This is a genomic window from Sinanaerobacter sp. ZZT-01, assembly GCF_035621135.1.
In the GTDB taxonomy this organism is placed as follows: domain Bacteria; phylum Bacillota; class Clostridia; order Peptostreptococcales; family Anaerovoracaceae; genus IOR16.
The window spans coordinates 852,115-874,066 of record NZ_CP141728.1 but is presented as its reverse complement, the minus strand read 5'-3'; the positions used below and the strand labels follow the sequence as shown (position 1 = coordinate 874,066).

Below are 21,952 nucleotides of genomic sequence, written 5' to 3'. Positions count from 1 at the left end.
GCGGCAGTGATCATGGCGTAGCTTAGAGGTAAGTCCTTGGATAAAAATCCAAAGGCAGGTGTGGGGGCAAAGACCAGGTCAGCAAAACGGTTTCCTCAATCGGTTCTTTTTTATGTCTTTGAGAGTATACGAATTGCAGCGTAAACTTTAAAGAGGAAAGCCTGTAAAAAAAAGAAAATTTAACCTTATGCACAGTTTTATCCACAGGGCTGTTTATAGATTGTAAAATCAGGGTATTTTATATAAAATGAATAAAATATAACAAGGAGGTTAATACTAAAAACGTTGAAAAACAAGGGATTTAGTCAAAAAAGGCGATGTGTGAATAACTTTAGAGATTGAAGAACGAATGAATTTTTTTCCACTATTGAAAACGTTGTATTTTCAATTATGCACAGAGTTATCCACAGTATTAACAGTGGATAATTTGTGGGGAATTTTGTACATTTATTACTCAAGGTTACTTTCAAAAAAAGAGGAAAGTCTATTAATTTGTCGAATAATACTATAAACAAATAACAAGGGGGTCATGCTATGAAAGTGATTATTACAAGCAAGAATTTTAGTTCTAGCGCCAATTTGAACGATACCGTTACATCAAAATTTGAAAAATTATCTAAGTATTTTTCTAGCGATATCGTAGCAAATGTCACAATGACTGTAGAAAAGGAAAGACAAAGAGTTGAGGCAACGATTAACGCAAATGGTACTCTTTTCCGAGCTGAAGATACTTCACTGGATGCTTATGCCAGCGTGGATCGCGTTGTGGATAAGTTGGCTTCTCAAATGTCCAGATTTAAGACAAAGCTTTTACGTAAGCATAAGGGGCAAAAAGAACTTAATTTTATAGAACTTCCTGATATTGAAGAAAATGAAGTGGAAGATGTAAAAGTAGTTCGAAGAAAGACCTTTGAATTACAGCCAATGTCAGTGGATGAGGCTGTTATGCAAATGGAATTGCTGGGGCACACATTCTTTGTATTCTTAAACATTGACACCGATAGCGTAGGTGTCGTTTACAAAAGAAAAGACAAGGATTACGGTTTACTAGAGACACAATATTAATCAGTTTATGAGAGGCGGATTGCAAAAATGGCAGTTCGCCTCTTTTTGCTTTGTTTTTTTGCTTTTTATATGGCGTTTTCTATTGAATAATCATACTTTTTTCGGTACAATAAAAATAACATTGATGATATTGTGAGGGAGTAATCAAATGTCAGATATTTTTTCTAACATTTTTTCTGGAATTGGAATTTCAGATGTGATAGATGTTATAATTGTTGCATTTGTAGTTTATAAAATAGTTGGTTTTATTAGAGAAACGAGAGCGGAGCAGTTGGCCAAGGGATTGATGGTATTGGTAATTGCTAATTTTGCATCTCGTCTTTTTCATCTTTATACATTAAACTGGATCTTAGTGAAAACAATGGATTTAGGAGTGATTGCGCTGATTATTGTGTTTCAGCCTGAGCTGCGTCGTGCACTTGAGTATTTGGGAAGAAGCAAAATTATTACCAAGCAGTTTGTACAGATGGATAAAGAAAAGGCAAAACAGCTTACTTCTGTTTTAATTAAAACCGTCGAATATTTTTCTTCAAATAAAGTTGGCGCACTTATAATTTTAGAGCGTGAAACGACATTGACTGATATTGCAGAAACTGGCACAGTTGTTGATTCAAAAGTATCTTTTGAACTGTTAGGCAATTTGTTTTACGAAGGAGCACCGTTGCATGACGGAGCAGCGATATTAAGAGGAGACCGGATTTTAGCTGCAGGCTGTGTACTGCCTTTAACTCAAAATAAAGATCTGAGTAAAGACTTAGGAACCAGACACCGTGCGGGAATTGGAATCACAGAAAATTCCGATGCAATTAGTTTAATTGTATCAGAAGAAACGGGTATTATCTCGATTGCAACTGATGGTAAACTCTCACGTTTCTTAGATTTAAAAACTGTTGAAAAAACTCTTTTGAATTTATATTTAAGCCAGCTTAATGCCAATGGGAATAAAATGCCATTTTTTAGCTGGTTAAGGAGGCGTGATAAGGATGAGCAATAGTACATTTAACAAAATACTCTCTATTGTGATTGCCTTATTGCTTTGGATTTATGTGATTGGAGAAGTAAATCCAACGACACAGCATACATTCACGAATGTACCGGTTTCACTGGTGAGCATGGAGACTCTTACTTCAAGAAATTTGGCTGTTGCCGGGGACAGTGAATATACAGTGGATATCGTTGTAGAAGGGCAAAGGGCAGATGTATCAAAGCTGACAATGGATGAAGTGGTTGCAACTGCAGATCTTTTTGGTTTTGGCAAGGGGCAGAGCTATATAGAGGTCTCTGTGAAAGTGCCGGAAAATGTAAAGAAAATTGAGGTTCGACCTGCGAGAATTCCGGTTAATATTGAGGAGCTTGTGGCAGTGAGTAAGCCGGTTCGAGTTACAGTAAGTGGGCTGGAAACAGGAGATCAAGAAGTTGGAAATATTAAATTGAAGCCAAGCGAAATTGAGGTTACAGGTGCGAAGTCTCAGGTTGATTCCGTTGAATACATCCAAGCAACACTTGATGCAACGAAGGTTTTAGAAAATGGAAGCACTTTACAGGTAACCGCAGTTCCGATTGACGGTGATGAAACACCGGTACGGAATGTAAGGCTTTCTTCAGAGTATGTTGAAATAAGTGCGAAATTATTTGGAGTAAAAACGGTAAAATTAAATACGAAAACGACAGGTGAACTTGCAGAAGGGTATGAGATATCAAGCATTGAGTTGCCGGAAACAATAAGAATAAAAGGATCGAAATCAGTACTGCGAAATTTATCTGAAGTCAGCACGGAGCCGATTGATATAACGGATATTTCATCCAATACAACGCAAAGGGTAAAAGTAAATCTTCCAGATGGAGTAGAGCTTGCCAATACGAACAAAACAATTGAAGCAAAAATTTATATACGAGATGTTGTATCGAAAGAGTTTGAGTACAGTTCGGATGAAATTCAGATAGAAGGATTGTCGGAAGGATATGAAGCATCCATTCAAACATCGCCGGTGATACTGAAAGTGATTGGTGAAGAAAGTGCGATGGGATTGATTCAAAAAGAAGATTTCACACTTTCTATCGACCTGTCTGAGGCAGATACGACAACTGCCTCTGCAAAGGTAATTGTGAACCATACAAAAACAGTAAGTCGTATTATTGTTACACCAGAAAAGTTAAACGTTACAGTAAACGAGGAATCATAGCCTCGTTTACTTTTTCTATACCTTTTTATGGACGCATGATTGAATTGAAATTGAAATTAGAGGAGAATTGAAGATGGGTAGATTATTTGGGACGGATGGAGTGAGAGGGATTGCTAATTCTGAATTAACACCGGAATTGGCCTTTCGTTTAGGAAAAGCCGGAGCTTATGTTTTGGGAAAAGAGGGACAGCGCCCGGTTGTTATTATTGGGAAAGATACCAGAGTTTCCGGTGACATGCTGGAGGATGCAATCAGTGCTGGCATATTAGCAATGGGTGGAAATGTTATTAAAATCGGTGTGCTTCCAACTCCTGCAGTTGCATATTTAGTTCGTTATTTTCATGCAGATGCAGGTGTTGTTATATCTGCATCACATAATCCTTTCGAATATAATGGAATTAAGTTCTTTAACAGCGATGGGTTTAAATTGGATGACGAAATTGAAGACGAAATTGAAGACATCATACTGAGAAATACTGACGTGCATACGAATATCACAGGAGAGCTTTTGGGAAGATCCTTGGAGGCAAACGAGGACGCGCTGTCTTTATATGCAGAGTTCTTAAAAGGTACGGTAGATGTGAATTTAGTGGGGATGAAGCTTGTCATTGATTGTGCAAATGGGGCTGCTTATCAAGTTGCTGAGCGTGTGTTTCGTGAACTTGGTGCAAAAGTGACAGTGCTGTTTAATGAACCCAACGGGCATAATATTAATGATAAATGCGGGTCTACACATCCGGAAAAACTGCAAGCTGCGGTTATTCGAGAAAAGGCAGATATTGGTCTTGCTTTTGATGGAGATGCGGATCGCTTAATTGCAGTGGATGAAAAAGGGAAAATACTGGATGGTGATCAAATGATCTACATTTGTGCAAAAATGTTGGAGAAGGCCGGAAAGCTAAAGGATCATCTGGTAACTGCAACCGTTATGAGTAATATTGGTTTTCATAAGGCAATTGAGAGCATCGGTGCAAAAGTAGAGACGACGCAAGTAGGTGATCGGTATGTGTTGGAAAGTATGCTGAAAACGGGATGCGTGATTGGAGGCGAACAATCTGGGCATATTATCTTTTTAAATCATACTACAACCGGAGATGGCATTTTGTCAGCATTGCAGCTGTTGCAGGCCATTAAGCAGTCAGGGAAGAAACCTTCAGAACTTTCGAAGGAAATCACAATATACCCGCAGATATTAAAAAATGCAAAAATTAAAAATGAACATAAAAAGAATTATATGGAACATCCGGAAGTTAAATCTGAAATAGAAAAAATGGAAAAAATAATGGGAGGGAAAGGGAGAGTTTTAATCCGCCCTTCGGGTACGGAGCCGCTTGTACGTGTTATGCTTGAAGGAGAAAACATCGAGCAAATTACAACTTTAGCAGAAGATTTGGCAACATTAATAACAAAATTTCTTTCTTAATTTTTTTATTATAGATATTAAACATGCAATTTTTGAATTTTTAGCCGACTAAAAATGACTTTAGTCGGTTTTTTCAGTTAATTACAAAAATATACATTAAGATTACTATTGATAAAGTGTCGAAGTCTGTGTTATTATGGAAGAACCGTCGTGTCTAAATAGGCGTGGCGTGGTATTTTATCTTATTTTTTACTAGGAGGGTAAAAATGAAAGCTTTAATCAAATTCTTACCGGTTATTGTTCTTGCAGCTCTTATGATATGCGGGTTCGATGCTTTACTTGCGGCTCCGATCGCAACGATCGCTGCGATCCTCATTGCTATGCTGACAGACAAGCTGAAGTTTCAAGACTGTATTGATGCTGCAATGGAAAGTGTGAGCAAAATTTTGGTTGCACTCTTTATCTTGATGTTTGCTTATGCTATGGCAAGTTCATTTATGTCAACTGGCGTAGGAGCATCAATTGTAAACGTCGCATTATCTTTAGGAGTAACTGCGAGAACAGTAGCGATGGTGGGACTTATTGTAACGGCAATATTGTCCGTTGCTACGGGAACTTCTTGGGGAACCTTTGCGGCATGCGCACCAATTTTCTTATGGTTAAACCATATTGTAGGCGGGGATTTATATTTAACAACCGCTGCAATTGCCGGCGGTGCCTGCTTCGGAGACAACATCGGATTGATTTCGGATACGACTGTAGTTTCTTCCGGTATCCAAGGTGTAGAGGTTATTGACCGAATCAGACATCAGGGTGTTTGGTCAATCGGTTCTTTAGTAGTTGCGGCAGCGATTACTTTCGTGATAGGTCTTACTTTAGGACTTCCAAACGAATCGACAAATGCTGGTGCGGTTATCAGCCAGATTCCGGATGAAGTTTGGACTGCATTGGCTGAGAAAAGACCGGCTGCGGTGGACTTATTGAATCAGGTACAAGCAGGTGTTCCTGTGTATATGATTATTCCTTTAATCTTGGTAATCGTGACTGCAATTTTAGGATTTTCAACATTCCTTTGCTTAGGAACTGGTCTACTTTCTGCGTATGTTTTAGGACTCTTTGCCGGAACAGTTACCAGTACGATGGATTACTTAAAAATGATTATGGATGGATTCGGTGAAGCTGGTTCTTGGGTAATTGTTATGATGATGTGGGTTGCTGCATTTGGCGGTATCATGAGAAAAATAGCAGCATTTGCACCGCTTTCCAGGCTTGTATCTGCAATATCTCATAATGTTAGACAGTTGATGTTCTGCAACAGCGTTCTGTCCTTACTTGGCAATGCATGCTTGGCAGATGAGATGGCACAGATTGTAACGGTAGGACCGATCATTAAAGACTTGGTAGATGAGAATGTAGTCGCAGAAACAGAAGAAGATATGTACAAGCTTAAGCTGAGAAATGCAACTTTCTCGGATGCTCTTGGCGTATTTGGTTCTCAGTTAATTCCTTGGCACGTATACATGGGCTTCTACTTAGGAATTGCATCTGCAGTATATCCGCTTCAAGAAATTGCAGCGTTTGACATTATTAAATATAACGTTATGGCAATGACGGCTGTGTTGTCCATTATGATCTTAACATTGACCGGATGGGATCGTTTCGTTCCATTATTCAGGCTTCCTAGAGAACCACAGGTTCAGCTGAAGAAAAAAATGAAGCAAGGAATGGCAGAGCGTTAATAGTCGTTTTGAATAAAAGAAAAGATAGATTCTTATCGTTCTTTAGAAGCATAGGGTTAGAAATAATCCTATGCTTTTTTTACATAAAACAATTAGATATATATAAATAAAATATACCCTTTTTTCTAAAGAAAATTATAAAAAAAACTCCCTAAACCGTATGTTGGAGGGAGTTTTCAGTATGGAATTAGTTATAAATTTTTAATCATGTGCAAGGATTGAGCGAGTTGATTCAAGTCCTTAAGAAATTCATTGATCCTTTCTTCAGGAGTTGCCCAAGATGTGACCAATCGGATTGCACTGTGATCTTTGTCGATGATCTGCCATACATAGAATTGATAAGACTTTTCCAATTCGGTAATGATTGTATTTGGAATAATTGGAAATATTTGGTTTGTTGGTGAATCTGTCAGAAATGTAAAACCCAATCGTTCAAATTCTCTTGCCATTTTTTGGGCCATATCATTAGAATGTTTTGCTAATTTAAAATACAGCTTGTCCCGCATTAATTCTTCAAATTGTATTCCCAGTACACTTCCTTTCGCAGTCAAGGCCCCTCTCTGTTTAATATGGAAGCGAAAATCCGGCTTGATTTTTTCGTTTACGATGATCAAAGCTTCTGCCATCAGTGCACCATTTTTTGTTCCGCCTATATAAAAGATGTCTGCAATTTTAGGAAGGTCTTCCATTTTGACATCATTCCCTTCCGCCATGATTGCACTTCCCAAGCGTGCACCATCAATATAAAGATACATATCATTCTCATCACATATTTTGCGGATTGCCAGTAATTCTGATTTTAGATAAATGGTGCCGTTTTCCGTTGGGTTTGTGAGAAAGACCATTTTTCTTCGAACTGTATGCTCGTCCTCAAAACCATCTAAGACTTCTTGAATATGTGAAGGCGTCAATTTTCCATCTGGTGTTTTAACAGAGAGAATTTTATGCCCGGTGGCTTCAATTGCACCTGTCTCGTGTACTTCGATGTGACCGGTACTTGGTGCAATGACTGCTTCATAGGAACGTAAACAAGCAGCGATTGAAATTAGATTGGTCGGAGTTCCGCCTGGAAGAAAATAAACATCTACATCTTCATGATTGATCTCTTTTTTAATTAGATTTGCAGCATTTATACAGTGCCGATCATAATTATATCCTTCGTTTTGTTCATAGCAAGTGCTGGCCAGTGATTTTAAGATATTAGGATGTGCCCCTTCGCTGTAATCGCAAATAAAACTATACATAAATGAATCCCTCCATAGCAATTTTATGGAATAAGTATATCATATTTAGAAGAAAATCGCGAAGGAGATTTATAGGTCGTAATAAATCGCTGGCATTTTTATGCCTTTTTTTATATAATATTATAGATAAGAGAAAGGAGGAAATTAAAAAAAATTTTAAAAAGCGCCAGAGCTTGTGTTCAAATGCAAGCTGACGAGGTCAGGGGAGTATCGAATATTCGGCGGATGCCCCTGGGGTTCAATTGGGAATCCTTAACGGTGAAACAAAACCTGCAGGCGACTGCTGGAACAAAAGCACCGCAGTATGATATGAAATAATAGGAGGGCACAAATTATGTGCGGAATAGTAGGATATGTGGGCGATCAAAATGCCTGCGATATTATTATAGATGGATTAAAGAAATTAGAATACAGAGGATATGATTCTTCTGGAATTGCACTTTATGAAAAGGGAGAACTGGAAATACACAAGTATAAAGGGCGTATATCAAATTTAGAGGATGCAATTGCCGATTATAATTTTAAAAGCACAATTGGTATAGGACATACGAGATGGGCAACGCATGGTGAGCCATCCGATTTAAATGCGCATCCCCATGTCAGTATGGATAAAACGATAGCAGTTGTTCATAACGGCATTGTGGAAAATTTTGTAGAATTAAAGGAATGGCTGATAAAAGAGCATGGAATTGTTTTTACATCAGGAACAGATACAGAAGTGATTGCCCACTTAATTCAGGTATGCTATAAGGGTGACTTGACTGATGCGGTTTTCGAAGCTGTTGATAAGATGCGAGGAGCTTATGCATTAGGTGTTGTGTGCAGCAAGGAGCCAGACAAATTGATTGCAGTACGGAAGGATAGTCCATTGGTTGTAGGCTTGGGAAAGGGGAGCAATTTTATTGCTTCGGATATACCAGCTTTGCTAAAGCATGTTCGTGAGATTTATCTAATTGAGAATAATGAAACTGTAGTGCTGACAAAAAATAAAGTGACGCTTTATAATGCAGAACGGCAAGAAGTAAAACGTGAAGTTTTTCATGTGACATGGGATGCAGACGCTGCCGAAAAAGAAGGCTACGATCATTTTATGTTAAAAGAGATACACGAACAGCCAAAAGGGATATTGAAGACGTTAACCAGACGCCTGGGTGAAAATAACGAGATCAATTTAGACGGAATAACCATGACGAAAGATGACATAGAGTCTTTTAATAAGGTTTACATCGTTGCTTGTGGAACTGCTTACCATGCAGGAATGGTTGGTAAATTTATCATAGAGAAGCTTGCAAAGATACCGGTTGAAATAGATGTGGCTTCTGAATTTCGTTACCGAGATCCTTTTGTTGATGATAAGACGTTATTCATTGCAGTCAGCCAATCAGGAGAGACCTTAGATACGCTGGCCGCATTGCGGGAGGCGAAAAGAAAAGGCGCTAGAGTCTTATCTATTGTAAATGTAGTGGGAAGTTCTGTTGCAAGAGAATCGGATGATGTTTTTTATACGTGGGCAGGACCTGAAATTGCTGTTGCTTCAACGAAAGCTTATACAACGCAATTAATGTGTATGTATTTGATTGCATTATATATGGGAAAGACCAAAGGCTGTCTGCCTATTGAAGAGTATACTCGTTATTTGGAAGAATTAAAGGAGATTCCTGATAAAATAAAAACAATATTAAAACAAGAAAAAGTAATTCAAAATATGGCAAAAGAACTATATAAGAGAGAGCAGGTTTTCTTTATTGGCCGAGGTGCAGATGTAGGAGTTTCTTATGAAGGGTCATTGAAGCTAAAGGAAATTTCCTATATTAATTCGTTTGCAATTGCGGCGGGAGAGCTAAAGCATGGGACGATTGCTTTAATAGAACAAGATACGCTGGTAATTGCATTGGCAACACAGGATGCATTGTTTGCGAAGATGTTATCAAACATTCAAGAGGTAAAAGCAAGAGGTGCCTATGTGGTTGGCTTTGCAAAGGAAAACAATAAGGAGATGGGAAGGCAGGCCAATCAAGTATTTTATATTCCAGAATGCATGGATGAAATTACGCCATTGTTGTCCGTAATCCCGCTTCAAATGCTGGCATATTATATTGCAAAACTGAGAGGATGCGACATTGATAAACCTAAAAATTTAGCTAAAAGTGTTACTGTTGAATAGAATAAAAAAATAAAATGAAAAGGACGGTGATTTTTTCACCGTCCTTTTATAGGTCCTTAATTTTTATATCATATATTATTGCGTTCTGTTAGAATTAGAGATTATTCTATCGATTTTGCAGCAATCTCTGCATCTAGTCTTCTTTGCTCCAATAGAGCTTCATATTCTTCATCTGTCATCTTTTCCATAGAGATTCCGGTAAATCCGTAGAAAATAGATACCAGTGGGTTGATCCAGTTTAAGAACGCATATGGTGCATATGCAAAGGTATCAACACCTAAGAATTTTGTCATGGAAGCACCGCAAGTGTTCCATGGTACTAATGCGGAGGTAATTGTACCAGAGTCTTCTAAGCATCTGGACAAGTTCTTCGCCTTCAGTTTTTTGTCTTCAAATGCTTCTTTATACATACGTCCAGGAAGAATGATGGAGAGATACTGGTCAGAAGCGATGATATTTACAAAGATACAGGAGCACACGGTAACTGTTACTAATGCACCTGTGCTCTTTGCTACCTTTAACAGTGCTTCTGCTAAAGCAGCTAGCATGCCGGTGCAGTCCATGATACCGCCAAAGGTCATTGCACATAAAATCAAGTTTACTGTCCATAGCATGGAAGACATGCCGCCGCCGCCAAGAAGGTCAGCTACGGTATAATCATCATTTAGAGCAACTTCACTGATCGATTCGTATCCATAGTGCATAATTCCGAACCATTCATTTACAGGTATCCCTTGCATAGTAACCATAAAGATAAGTCCAACAATAATTCCTCCCATTAAACCAGGAAGTGCCGGAACTTTTAGTACTACAATCGCAATCAGAAGAATCGGCGCGATTAAAAGAATTGGAGAAATTGAAAATTCATTTAGGATTTCATCCTGTAAGGTGGTAGCTAGGCTCAAGTCTACGTCACCGCTGCCTTTTCCCATACCGAGTATTGCATAGATAACAAGCGAAATGAGTAAGGAAGGAGTAACGGTCCAAACCATATGCTGAATGTGATCGAACAGAGTAGCACCTGCGACCGTTGGTGCTAAGTTTGTTGTATCAGATAATGGAGACATTTTGTCACCAAAGTAAGAACCGGATACAACTGCACCAGCTGCCATTGCCGGATTGATACCAAGACCAACTGCAATACCAATCATAGCAACACCTACAGTACCTGCTACGGACCAAGAGCTTCCGATTGCAAGTGCAACGATGCCGCAAAGTATACAAGCTGTTACTAGAAAGATTCCCGGAGAGATGATGTTTAAGCCGTAATAAATCATTCCCGGAATAACTCCGGCAGCTTTCCAAACACCAATAAGAATACCTACAGTTAATAAAATTAAACAAGATTGCATGGAACGGGAAATACTAGAGATGATACCTTGCTCTAAGAAACTCCATTTCCAACCATTGGAAATAGATACAACTGCTGCTACCATTGCTGCGATAATTAAAGGAATGTGTAATTCACCGTAACCGGTAAAGACGATGGAATAAATCAGAAGTGCAATAGTGATAAGCATTACAATTGCAATCTGCCACATAGGAATTTTTTTACCCATAGTTTTTTTCCTCCTTGAGATAAAAAGAGATAAGATAAGATAAAATAAGTAAAATATGTTGAGGACCCACCAACATAAATAGTATACTACAATTAATTGATTTGTCAATATATATCGAATTATCAGTTTCTTTTGATAGTTGTGAAAATGGCTAAAATAGTAGGGTTAAGGGGAAACAAAAAACTTTATACCAGCGAATCACCATGTTATATTTTCTTATTTATATATAAATATTTTAAGCCTTCTGAAATATTCGTAAAATCAAAGCAAAAAAACTGAATAGTCAAAATAGTGAGAATATAAATAATGCAAGTTAAGTTCATCAGTATCTAATATGTCTCATCTTCATTGTATTAATACAGCGAATTTGGATAATATTAAAGAAGAAAGGGAATAAGGAATTGCTTCTATAGGTAATCTTTATAAAAAAATACCTATAAAAAAGTATTGAAATATACTATATATAATAGTAGGAAAAATTTTTAAGGGTATCTTGAATAAAGAAGACTTTAGAGATAAAGGTAAAAAAATCAAAAAAACTGTTGACAGAATATAAATAATTTGCTATTCTATTATAGCTGTCACGCGAGATAAGATTCGTGAGAACATCGAAAAAAGTTTGAAAAAGATGAAAAAGATGTTGACAAAGACAAGCAAATGGGTTATACTAAAAAAGTTCCGTCAACACGGAGCAGCACTTGAAAATAGTGCATCGGACGAAGAAGATGGACAAAAGAATTTGAAACATTTTTCAGTCTGAGACCTTTCGGAAAGTATGCTCGGCATAAAAGAAGAAAGGGATGAACCTTGAAAACTCCATAGTGTAGAAATTGAGTCAAGAGATTTTTAAATAAATCTCAAACGTCGAAACAGTGCAAACTGACAGAGACGAAAAAGACTTAAGTACAAAAACAATCTGCAAAAGATTGGTAAGAAACATTCAATAAATTGGATGGATCTTCGTACAATTTCTTAAAAACAATAATTTCAGATTCGTAACTGAAAAATCTCTATCAACTAAAGTTGATGAGATTTCTGTACGACACCTACTAAAATTTGTGAAACGAATTTTGTTAGGGGTTCGAGCAATTATGAAAATGAAACCAAGCAAAACGCAATGCGTTTAGCTGAGCTAGATTTGAAGGTTCCGAAAGGAACGTTTAGATACCAAATTGATTAAGAGTTTGATCCTGGCTCAGGATGAACGCTGGCGGCGTGCCTAACACATGCAAGTCGAGCGAGAAGCTCACGAATGAAACTTCGGTCGAATGAGTGAGAGGAAAGCGGCGGACGGGTGAGTAACGCGTAGGCAACCTGCCTCATACAGAGGGATAGCCTCGGGAAACCGGGATTAATACCTCATAACATGTGAGTGTCACATGACACTTTCGTCAAAGATTTATCGGTATGAGATGGGCCTGCGTCTGATTAGTTAGTTGGTGAGGTAACGGCTCACCAAGGCAGCGATCAGTAGCCGACCTGAGAGGGTAATCGGCCACATTGGAACTGAGACACGGTCCAAACTCCTACGGGAGGCAGCAGTGGGGAATATTGCACAATGGGCGCAAGCCTGATGCAGCAACGCCGCGTGAGCGAGGAAGGCCTTCGGGTCGTAAAGCTCTGTCCAAGGGGAAGAAAAAAATGACGGTACCCTTGGAGGAAGCCCCGGCTAACTACGTGCCAGCAGCCGCGGTAATACGTAGGGGGCGAGCGTTATCCGGAATTATTGGGCGTAAAGAGTACGTAGGTGGTTATGTAAGCGTGGGGTGAAAGGCAATGGCTCAACCATTGTTAGCCTTACGAACTGCATGGCTTGAGTGCAGGAGAGGAAAGCGGAATTCCTAGTGTAGCGGTGAAATGCGTAGATATTAGGAGGAACACCAGTGGCGAAGGCGGCTTTCTGGACTGTAACTGACACTGAGGTACGAAAGCGTGGGGAGCAAACAGGATTAGATACCCTGGTAGTCCACGCCGTAAACGATGAGCACTAGGTGTCGGGGGAGCGATCCTTCGGTGCCGTAGTTAACGCATTAAGTGCTCCGCCTGGGGAGTACGCACGCAAGTGTGAAACTCAAAGGAATTGACGGGGACCCGCACAAGCAGCGGAGCATGTGGTTTAATTCGAAGCAACGCGAAGAACCTTACCAGGACTTGACATCCCTCTGACCGTCTCTTAATCGAGGCTTCCCTTCGGGGCAGAGGAGACAGGTGGTGCATGGTTGTCGTCAGCTCGTGTCGTGAGATGTTGGGTTAAGTCCCGCAACGAGCGCAACCCTTGTCATTAGTTGCCAGCAGTTCGGCTGGGCACTCTAGTGAGACTGCCGGGGATAACTCGGAGGAAGGTGGGGATGACGTCAAATCATCATGCCCCTTATGTTCTGGGCTACACACGTGCTACAATGGCCGGTACAGAGAGAAGCAAATTCGTGAGGAAGAGCAAAACTCTAAAACCGGTCCCAGTTCGGATTGTAGGCTGAAACTCGCCTACATGAAGTTGGAGTTGCTAGTAATCGCGGATCAGAATGCCGCGGTGAATGCGTTCCCGGGTCTTGTACACACCGCCCGTCACACCATGGAAGTTGGGGGCGCCCGAAGTTGGTCGAGAAATAGATTACCTAAGGCGAAATCAATGACTGGGGTGAAGTCGTAACAAGGTAGCCGTATCGGAAGGTGCGGCTGGATCACCTCCTTTCTAAGGAGACTACAATTTCTACACTATGAGTTTATATAAAACAATTGAAATGTGCAAATCGAAGATTTGTAGATTCGTTGTGTCCGTTTGCTTATCATTTACAATAGAAATGAAGCAAACTAGTATGGGGAATTAGCTCAGCTGGGAGAGCACCTGCCTTGCACGCAGGGGGTCAAGAGTTCGATCCTCTTATTCTCCACCACTTTGTATTGTTATACAGAGAAATAGGTTGCGCAAGTAACCGAACGTACCTTGAAAACTGAACAATGTAAATCTTAAAATTCAAATTAAGACGAAATCGAAGTGCACTTGTCTTACGTTTCCGTAGGAAATGTTAGAACGTGCTTCGTCAGGAATTCACAAACTTTAGTTTGTAGAATTCTACGGCGGAACATAGTCAAGCAAGTAAGACAAAGGCAAAAAAATAAAGTAAAAACTAAGACAGTCTTTTCGAGCATGGAATCGAAAGAGGAAGTGAAAGAGAAGCTGACTGGGTATTTACTACAATTTCAAATTAATTGAACCGAGAAACCAGAATTACTAAGTTTTTTAACATAGTAAAAAATAAGTCCACATTACTCAGTGGACGATTCACTTAGGTCAAGTGAATAAGAGCATAAGGCGGATGCCTTGGCACTAGGAGCCGAAGAAGGACGTGACAAGCTGCGATAAGCTACGGGCAGGTGCAAATAACCGTTAATCCGTAGATTTCCGAATGGGGCAACCCACTTGTGGTAATGCGCAAGTATCCTATACTGAATCAAATAGGTATAGAGAAGGTAACCCGGGGAACTGAAACATCTAAGTACCCGGAGGAAGAGAAAGAAACATCGATTCCCTCAGTAGCGGCGAGCGAACGGGGAAGAGCCCAAACCGGATTTATCCGGGGTTGTGGACCACTCATCACTTACAAGATTGATAGTCGAAGCGGCATGGAAAGGCCGACCGTAGAAGGTAAGAGTCCTGTAGACGAAATGAATCGAGTAAAGAGTGGCACCAGAGTACCACCAGGCACGTGAAACCTGGTGGGAAGCAGGGGGGCCCACCCCCCAAGGCTAAATACTACCTAGTGACCGATAGAGAATAGTACCGTGAGGGAAAGGTGAAAAGAACCCCGGAAGGGGAGTGAAAAAGAACCTGAAACCTTATGCTTACAAGCAATGGGAGCGCAAGTGACCATGTACTTTTTGTAGAACGGGCCAACGAGTTATGGTATGCAGCGAGGTTAAGGTGTTCAGCACCGGAGCCGAAGCGAAAGCGAGTCTGAATAGGGCGATGAGTTGTATGCTGTAGACCCGAAACCGGGTGACCTATCCATGTGCAGGTTGAAGTATCCGTAAAAGGATATGGAGGACCGAACCCATGTCTGTTGAAAAAGGCTGGGATGACGTGTGGATAGCGGTGAAATTCCAATCGAACCCGGAGATAGCTGGTTCTCCTCGAAATAGCTTTAGGGCTAGCCTCAAGGAAAGATACGCGGAGGTAGAGCACTGAATGTCCTAGGGGCCTTCACCGGTTACCGAAGACTATCAAACTCCGAATGCCGCAGTATTATACTTGGGAGTCAGACTATGTGAGATAAGTTTCATAGTCGAAAGGGAAACAGCCCAGACCAACAGCTAAGGTCCCAAAATGTAAGTTAAGTGGAAAAGGATGTGGAGCTGCATAGACAACTAGGATGTTGGCTTAGAAGCAGCCACTCATTTAAAGAGTGCGTAATAGCTCACTAGTCGAGTGGCTCTGCGCCGAAGATAAACGGGGCTAAAACTTACTACCGAAGCTTTGGAATTGCTTAGGCAATTGGTAGAGGAGCATTGTATACGGGCAGAAGGTGAGCTGTAAGGCGAGCTGGACTGTATACAAGAGAGAATGTTGGCATGAGTAGCGAGAGGTAGGTGAGAATCCTACCCGCCGAAAATCTAAGGTTTCCTGAGGAAGGTTCGTCCACTCAGGGTTAGTCGGGGCCTAAGCCGAGAGCGAACGCTGTAGGCGATGGACAACAGGTTGAGATTCCTGTACCACCGAAAATCGTTTGAGCGAAGTGGGGACACAGAAGGATAAGTTGAGCACGCCGTTGGTAGAGCGTGTCTAAGCGTCAAGGGAGTTATGGTAGGCAAATCCGCCGTAACAATTCTGAGGCGTGATGGGGAGGGAAATAAAGTACCGAAGCAACTGATTTCACACTGTCAAGAAAAGCCGCTAGCGAGATCGTAGGTGCCCGTACCGCAAACCGACACAGGTAGATGAGGAGAGAATCCTAAGGCGAGCGAGAGAACTATTGTTAAGGAACTCGGCAAAATAACCCCGTAACTTCGGGAGAAGGGGAACCACAGAAATGTGGTCGCAGTGAAAAGGCCCAGGCGACTGTTTACCAAAAACACAGGTCTCTGCTAAAGCGAAAGCTGAAGTATAGGGGCTGACGCCTGCCCGGTGCTGGAAGGTTAAGGGGAAGTGTCAGAGCAATCGAAGCACAGAACTTAAGCCCCAGTAAACGGCGGCCGTAACTATAACGGTCCTAAGGTAGCGAAATTCCTTGTCGGGTAAGTTCCGACCCGCACGAAAGGCGTAACGATCTGGGCACTGTCTCAACAATAGACTCGGTGAAATTGTAGTACCGGTAAAGATGCCGGTTACCCGCAGCAGGACGGAAAGACCCCGTGGAGCTTTACTGCAGCTTGATATTGGATTTCGGTGTTGCATGTACAGAATAGGTGGGAGGCTAAGAATCTAGTACGCCAGTATTAGAGGAGCCACCTTTGGGATACCACCCTTGTAACATTGAAGTTCTAACCACGTGCTGTGAACCAGTACTGGGACAGTGTCAGGCGGGCAGTTTGACTGGGGCGGTCGCCTCCTAAAGAGTAACGGAGGCGCCCAAAGGTTCCCTCAGCGCGGTCGGAAATCGCGCGAAGAGTGTAAAGGCAAAAGGGAGCTTGACTGCGAGACCAACAAGTCGAGCAGGGACGAAAGTCGGGCTTAGTGATCCGGTGGTACCGAGTGGAAGGGCCATCGCTCAACGGATAAAAGCTACCCCGGGGATAACAGGCTTATACCCCCCAAGAGTCCACATCGACGGGGGTGTTTGGCACCTCGATGTCGGCTCGTCTCATCCTGGGGCTGAAGTAGGTCCCAAGGGTTGGGCTGTTCGCCCATTAAAGAGGTACGCGAGCTGGGTTCAGAACGTCGTGAGACAGTTCGGTCCCTATCCGCTGTGGGCGTCGGAAATTTGAGTGGAGCTGTCCTTAGTACGAGAGGACCGGGATGGACATACCTCTGGTGTACCAGTTGTTCTGCCAAGGGCACGGCTGGGTAGCTAAGTATGGAAGGGATAAGCGCTGAAAGCATCTAAGTGCGAAGCCCCCCACAAGAATAGATTTCCTTCAGTTTACTGATAAGACCCGTGAGAGACTATCACGTTGATAGGTCGGAGGTGTAAGTATGGTAACATATTCAGCTGACCGATACTAATAGGTCGAACGCTTGACCAATGGTTTCAAGAAAGTAACGAAGAAAAGATTACATTGTTTAGTTTTGAGGGTACATGAGCCTGTCCCATTTAAGAATTAAATGGATGACAGACTTGTGCAAGAAATTCAATAAACTTGTTTGTTAGAATTTTATTGCCTAACCTTCAAAGCGGAAGAATTTCCGCAAGCACCTACCAACGCTTTATTTCATAAATCGGGTTAGGATGCGTATATCTGGTGACTATAGCAAGGAGGTCACACCTGTTCCCATATCGAACACAGTAGTTAAGCTCCTTTGCGCTGATGGTACTTGGCGGGCAGCTGCCTGGGAGAGTAGGACGTCGCCAGTTTTTATGGCTCCATGGTCAAGCGGTCAAGACACCGCCCTTTCACGGCGGTAACCCGGGTTCGATTCCCGGTGGAGTCACCAACAAAATGTGGGGTCGCGCTTATGCGCGACTTCGCTAATATTAAATGGTATGCGCGTGTGGCGGAATTGGCAGACGCACTAGACTTAGGATCTAGCGGGCGACCGTGGGGGTTCAAGTCCCTCCACGCGCACCAGAAGATTAGGTCAAAATAGATACATGGCTGAAAAAGCCAGTGTTTATGCGGCCTGACGAGGGTTCTGAATGAAAAATTCAAGACCCTCGTTTTTCATAGATGCACCCTGCTTTTTAACAAGAAAGCGGGGAGTTTCTCATTTTTGGCCAGAATCAGTCCGGTCAACAATTTAATAAAGCCAATACCCTACAGGGCAATTTTGAAGCGGCTGCAAAGCGGTGATCGATACTCTGTTTGAGTCGGAGGAACTGAACGCCTTTCTCAGCCGCCAGAAGGACATCGGCGAGGTGAAATGGACGGACGGTGTGTATGATCGCTTTGTAAACGGTTAGCGGGATACCCAAGAACTCACTCCGCTGAAAAACTGCCGTGTGTGGCAGTTAAAGCCTGAATCTGATCTCCGGATGCGCTTCATCAGCCTTGCGGATTTCTGCAAATTATTCGGGAAACCCAAGATGTCCGATTACCAGATCGTCTATGACGGAGAGGTGGAAACTAACGATCTGGAAGCCCTGTACACCAAATTCAATACCGCTCATCCTCCCGGCTATGCGGGACATTCCCTGTCCATGTCGGATGTGCTGGAGCTGTACGGTGAAAACGGCAGCAGCTTCTTCTACTGCGACCGCTTCGGATTTCAGGAAATCGGCTTCATACCACTGGAACAGACACAGACCATGCAGCTCTAAAGGGGGCTGTTTTTTATTGCCAAAATGCGTTTTTCTATGATGCTGCCGAGGGCTTATTGACATCCGTGATTCTGCTGATTACAGAATACTGTCCTCCGGAGAAACGGCACATCATATCGGTGTTCAAAATGATACAGGACTTGCTGGCTCCCTCGCCTGTGAAAAACAAAAGCCAGTTCCAGTTGCTCATGGACAAGTTACCGACTGACCATAAGGCAAGGTGGTTTGCAGGAGCCGCCCTCAATACCGCCGACCAAGCAATGGCCTCGGTGCTGTCCACTGCCATGTCAAGATTGAATGCTTTTCTGGATTCTGAGATGGAGCAGATTCTGTGCTTCGACAGCTCACTGGATACAGAAACCTTCTGCAAGGAGAAGTGCGCTATCTTTATCGTTCTGCCGGAGGAAGATAACACAAAATACTTCATGGTTAGCCTGTTCCTCCAGCAGCTCTACCGGGAGATGCTGACTGTGGCCGATGAGATTGGAACCATCCCCAAAATCCAGTCGATGGAAATGATGTTCTCCGCAGGCTGTTCTCGCCGAATCAGCATGGTACCCATTATCCAATCCTTTGCCCAGCTTGAGAAAAACTACGGCAAAGAGGGTTCCGCTATCATTATTGATAACTGTCAGGATATTCTATTCGGCGGTTTTGCACCTAACTCGGAAAGCGCTGACATCCTCTCAAGGGCGCTGGGAAATAAAACTGTTATGTCCGGCTCCATCAGCAGAGGCAAGAACCATCCTAGCCAGAGTTTGCAGATGATCCAAAGGCCGCTGATGACACCAGATGAATTAAAAACTCTGCCCAAGGGCAATTTTATTCTGGCCAAGACCGGCTGCTGTCCCATGCGCACTAAGCTGCCGCTGTTCCTGAAATGGGGTATCCAGTTTGAAAAGTCCTTTGAGGTGGAGGAATGTGCTACCCGAAAGGTTCATTATGCAGACCGCTTCGAGTTGGAACAGGAAATCCTCCAGCGTGGCTGTGCCTATGATGAGGATGACTTTGCTGAAATGCCTGAGCCCTCTGATGATGACCGCAGCGGTGGAACGCTGCACACACCGGTGCAGGAGCATGAGCCGGAACCTCCTGCCATGCCTCTGCGCACAGATTAAGGAGGTGTTTGTGATTGAGCTATCTCTCTTCTCTCTACGCTGCAGATGTCCCACACCGTGCCGTGGTGGTGTACCGATATCTGAAAGACCGGGCAAACAAGAATGGAACCTGTCACTCTAAGGATTTCTTTAAACACAGAGAAACAACAATAATCACTTTAACATGAAGAAAATCCACCTCCGAAGAAAGAAGATGGATTCTGCTTATCTGGAATCCAATAAAGCCTTTACGGTTGCAGCAGCTATTTTGATTTCCTTTTCGCCGCACAGCTGGATCATGTGCAGAAGCTGTTCTTTTTCTCTGTCTGTATGTTGAATTTCTGGATAAAAGATCGTATCGGCTGATATTTTCAAGGTGCGTATGATCTTAAGCAGCACCGGCATTCTTGGGTGTTATTTTCATTCTCAATGCCCATGGTATCTTGGCGTGACTCCGATCTGTTCCGCAAGAGCATCCTGTGTCATGCCTGCGGCTAGCTTCTGCTTTGCCGACTGAAAAAGTATTTCGTTTTTATCCGTTAATTCCTCCTCACTAAAATAGCGGTTGTCAATATATTTTGTATAGCGCAGCTCCATCATCACGCCATCAATCCGCTCGCCAAAAAGCTTACGGTAGTGGTTAATAATGTGTCCTCCCAAGTTTGCATTATCTATCACACTGTAGCCTTGTGCTGTAAGACTTTCATGCTTCCTTGATTAGGTTCAATAGTCAAAATGTCTTTTCTGAAAATTTTTTTAATTGAATAGTGTTGGAAAGCACAGCACCATTTGATACCCCTGCCCCGGCTCACTCTCAATGATCATGGCGCCAACGTGTGCTTCCACAATCTGCCGAACCAATAGAAGCCCTAAGCCGTGGCGCAGGTTTAGTCGTTCGTCCGTGCTTTCCATGTAGTGGGTACTTTCTTTAAGCTCCCGTAGCTTTTCAGCCGAAAGCCCCACACCATTGTCCGCAACCGTAAGAGTAATCACTGTTTCGGAGTAATCAAGAGTGAGCGAAATTTCACAGCCCTGCGGATTGTGACGGATGCTGTTTTGCACCAAGTTATTGATTCCACGCATAATTAAACGGGAGTCACATTCCAGCATGGCGTTTTCGGCGGCAGGCTTAATTTCAACCTCCACCGGATAGGATTCGGAAAGCCCACCGTTCAGCAGCTCCACGGCGTATGATCGCAGAAGTTTGGAGAAGCGTACCGGCTCCTTATGGATTGGCTGCATTTCGTATTCCAGCTGAGAAACCAAATTCAAATCCTGCACCAGTTCCTTGATTTTAATGCTTTGCTGCCGCACGATTTCAGCCTGCTCTTTTACAGAGTTGTTTATGGTTTTATTATCTGCAATGCGTCCGGCATATCCCAAAATCATGGACAGTGGTGTGCGAATGTCATGGGAAACACCGCTGATCCAGTTGGCTCTTGCTTCATTTTGCCTGCTTAAAATACGGGATGCTTTGTTAATACTTCCCGCAACTTCCGATAAATCACCTCCGATAGATAACGATACCGGCTTGCCATCGGAAAGAGTCTCAATCGCATCAATGATTGGGTCTGTGTTTCGGATAATTTTCCTCTTGGAAAAGAAATAGGCCAAAAACAACAATAAGAAGTCGGCTGCCAGCATTCCGGTAATATAGAGCGGAAGTGTTTGAATCGCATGGATAGAGAAATAGTTGCTGGTGAGCTTTGTATAGCTGTCTTTCGGATAGCCCAATACCAACAGGCCATTTTCGGTGTTCCAGACAAAAACGGGATAATCCTTTAAGTATCCTTTGGAAAAGAGCGCAACATCCTGAATGGTGTATTTTTCGAGAATGTCTTCTGGTGTATCGACGGCCCATATACGCTTCCCGTACGGGTTCAGAAGCATGGCCCAAATATGAGCGCTTTCCAGTTTTTGACGAGCATCGTCCGATACACCCTCTATTGTTGAAGCAGCGGCAATTTCCTCCAGCATATTTTGTGGCGAGGTGTCTCCGTAGTCGTTTATAATAACGTTCTGAAACGTAATACCAAAGGCCAGTACATTGAGTAGCGCCAACACAAGAATAAAAGCGGCAAAGGATGCTAGATGTTTCGAAATATATTTTCCAAATGCTTTCATGG

General features: G+C 42.4%; 13 protein-coding genes, 3 tRNA genes, 3 rRNA genes and 1 pseudogene. 15 read left to right on the top strand and 5 right to left on the bottom strand.

Going from position 1 to position 21,952, the window contains the following annotated elements; genetic code table 11:
• The first annotated feature begins 534 nt into the window (after nucleotides 1–534).
• The 5 genes from hpf (at nucleotide 535) to U5921_RS04335 (ending at nucleotide 6,350) form a co-directional block, all read left to right on the top strand.
• On the top strand, nucleotides 535–1,065 hold the full coding sequence (gene hpf, locus U5921_RS04355) for a ribosome hibernation-promoting factor, HPF/YfiA family (protein ID WP_324825245.1): 531 nt from the start codon (nucleotides 535–537) through the stop codon (nucleotides 1,063–1,065).
• Nucleotides 1,066–1,213: 148 nt separating this feature from the next.
• The gene (gene cdaA, locus U5921_RS04350) at nucleotides 1,214–2,059 is read left to right on the top strand and encodes a diadenylate cyclase CdaA (RefSeq protein WP_324825244.1); all 846 of its coding nucleotides are present in this window, start codon (nucleotides 1,214–1,216) and stop codon (nucleotides 2,057–2,059) included.
• Complete coding sequence (locus U5921_RS04345) at nucleotides 2,049–3,248, top strand: YbbR-like domain-containing protein (protein WP_324825243.1); 1,200 nt, start codon at nucleotides 2,049–2,051, stop codon at nucleotides 3,246–3,248. Before cdaA ends, U5921_RS04345 begins: the two co-directional genes overlap by 11 nt.
• Nucleotides 3,249–3,321: 73 nt before the next feature.
• The gene (gene glmM, locus U5921_RS04340; RefSeq protein ID WP_324825242.1) at nucleotides 3,322–4,671 is read left to right on the top strand and encodes a phosphoglucosamine mutase; all 1,350 of its coding nucleotides are present in this window, start codon (nucleotides 3,322–3,324) and stop codon (nucleotides 4,669–4,671) included.
• A gap of 206 nt (nucleotides 4,672–4,877) precedes the next feature.
• The gene (locus U5921_RS04335; RefSeq protein ID WP_324825241.1) at nucleotides 4,878–6,350 is read left to right on the top strand and encodes a Na+/H+ antiporter NhaC family protein; all 1,473 of its coding nucleotides are present in this window, start codon (nucleotides 4,878–4,880) and stop codon (nucleotides 6,348–6,350) included.
• Nucleotides 6,351–6,541: 191 nt separating this feature from the next.
• Here the strand turns inward: U5921_RS04335 and U5921_RS04330 are convergent, their stop codons facing one another.
• A complete protein-coding gene (locus U5921_RS04330) occupies nucleotides 6,542–7,594 on the bottom strand; it encodes a threonine aldolase family protein (protein WP_324825240.1) in 1,053 nt (350 codons plus the stop codon).
• A gap of 334 nt (nucleotides 7,595–7,928) precedes the next feature.
• Between U5921_RS04330 and glmS the strand changes: the two genes are divergently transcribed.
• Nucleotides 7,929–9,758 carry a glutamine--fructose-6-phosphate transaminase (isomerizing) gene (gene glmS / locus U5921_RS04325; protein WP_324825239.1) on the top strand — a complete coding sequence of 610 codons (1,830 nt, stop codon included), beginning with the start codon at nucleotides 7,929–7,931 and terminating at the stop codon, nucleotides 9,756–9,758.
• 101 nt (nucleotides 9,759–9,859) lie between these two features.
• On the opposite strand, the gene nhaC is transcribed toward glmS, so the two are convergent.
• Complete coding sequence (gene nhaC / locus U5921_RS04320; protein ID WP_324825238.1) at nucleotides 9,860–11,317, bottom strand: Na+/H+ antiporter NhaC; 1,458 nt, start codon at nucleotides 11,315–11,317, stop codon at nucleotides 9,860–9,862.
• Between the two features lie 637 nt (nucleotides 11,318–11,954).
• Here nhaC and U5921_RS04315 point away from each other — a divergent pair.
• From U5921_RS04315 to U5921_RS04275, 9 genes and pseudogenes are all read left to right on the top strand, one after another.
• A complete protein-coding gene (locus tag U5921_RS04315) occupies nucleotides 11,955–12,077 on the top strand; it encodes a hypothetical protein (protein ID WP_324825237.1) in 123 nt (40 codons plus the stop codon).
• Nucleotides 12,078–12,489: 412 nt separating this feature from the next.
• Nucleotides 12,490–14,009: ribosomal RNA gene (locus U5921_RS04310) — 16S ribosomal RNA — on the top strand.
• A 126-nt stretch (nucleotides 14,010–14,135) separates the two neighbouring features.
• Nucleotides 14,136–14,211: transfer RNA gene (locus tag U5921_RS04305), tRNA-Ala, on the top strand.
• A gap of 396 nt (nucleotides 14,212–14,607) precedes the next feature.
• Nucleotides 14,608–17,497 (top strand): 23S ribosomal RNA (locus tag U5921_RS04300).
• A 212-nt stretch (nucleotides 17,498–17,709) separates the two neighbouring features.
• Nucleotides 17,710–17,826: ribosomal RNA gene (gene rrf, locus U5921_RS04295) — 5S ribosomal RNA — on the top strand.
• Together the 16S, 23S and 5S rRNA genes with 3 tRNA genes alongside form the textbook arrangement of a ribosomal RNA operon.
• A 5-nt stretch (nucleotides 17,827–17,831) precedes the next feature.
• Nucleotides 17,832–17,906: transfer RNA gene (locus U5921_RS04290), tRNA-Glu, on the top strand.
• Nucleotides 17,907–17,957: 51 nt separating this feature from the next.
• Nucleotides 17,958–18,040: transfer RNA gene (locus tag U5921_RS04285), tRNA-Leu, on the top strand.
• Nucleotides 18,041–18,444: 404 nt separating this feature from the next.
• Nucleotides 18,445–18,729 carry a YodL domain-containing protein gene (locus tag U5921_RS04280; RefSeq protein WP_417765051.1) on the top strand — a complete coding sequence of 95 codons (285 nt, stop codon included), beginning with the start codon at nucleotides 18,445–18,447 and terminating at the stop codon, nucleotides 18,727–18,729.
• 14 nt (nucleotides 18,730–18,743) lie between these two features.
• A pseudogene (locus U5921_RS04275) lies at nucleotides 18,744–19,847 on the top strand (type IV secretory system conjugative DNA transfer family protein); the annotation flags it as partial.
• 204 nt (nucleotides 19,848–20,051) lie between these two features.
• Here the strand turns inward: U5921_RS04275 and U5921_RS04270 are convergent.
• From U5921_RS04270 to U5921_RS04260, 3 genes are all read right to left on the bottom strand, one after another.
• Nucleotides 20,052–20,225, bottom strand: a complete 174-nt coding sequence (locus tag U5921_RS04270) for a hypothetical protein (protein WP_324825235.1) — start codon at nucleotides 20,223–20,225, stop codon at nucleotides 20,052–20,054.
• Nucleotides 20,226–20,252: 27 nt separating this feature from the next.
• The gene (locus tag U5921_RS04265) at nucleotides 20,253–20,504 is read right to left on the bottom strand and encodes a hypothetical protein (protein WP_324825234.1); all 252 of its coding nucleotides are present in this window, start codon (nucleotides 20,502–20,504) and stop codon (nucleotides 20,253–20,255) included.
• A gap of 78 nt (nucleotides 20,505–20,582) precedes the next feature.
• Nucleotides 20,583–21,950 carry a HAMP domain-containing sensor histidine kinase gene (locus tag U5921_RS04260; RefSeq protein WP_324825233.1) on the bottom strand — a complete coding sequence of 456 codons (1,368 nt, stop codon included), beginning with the start codon at nucleotides 21,948–21,950 and terminating at the stop codon, nucleotides 20,583–20,585.
• Nucleotides 21,951–21,952 lie beyond the last annotated feature (2 nt).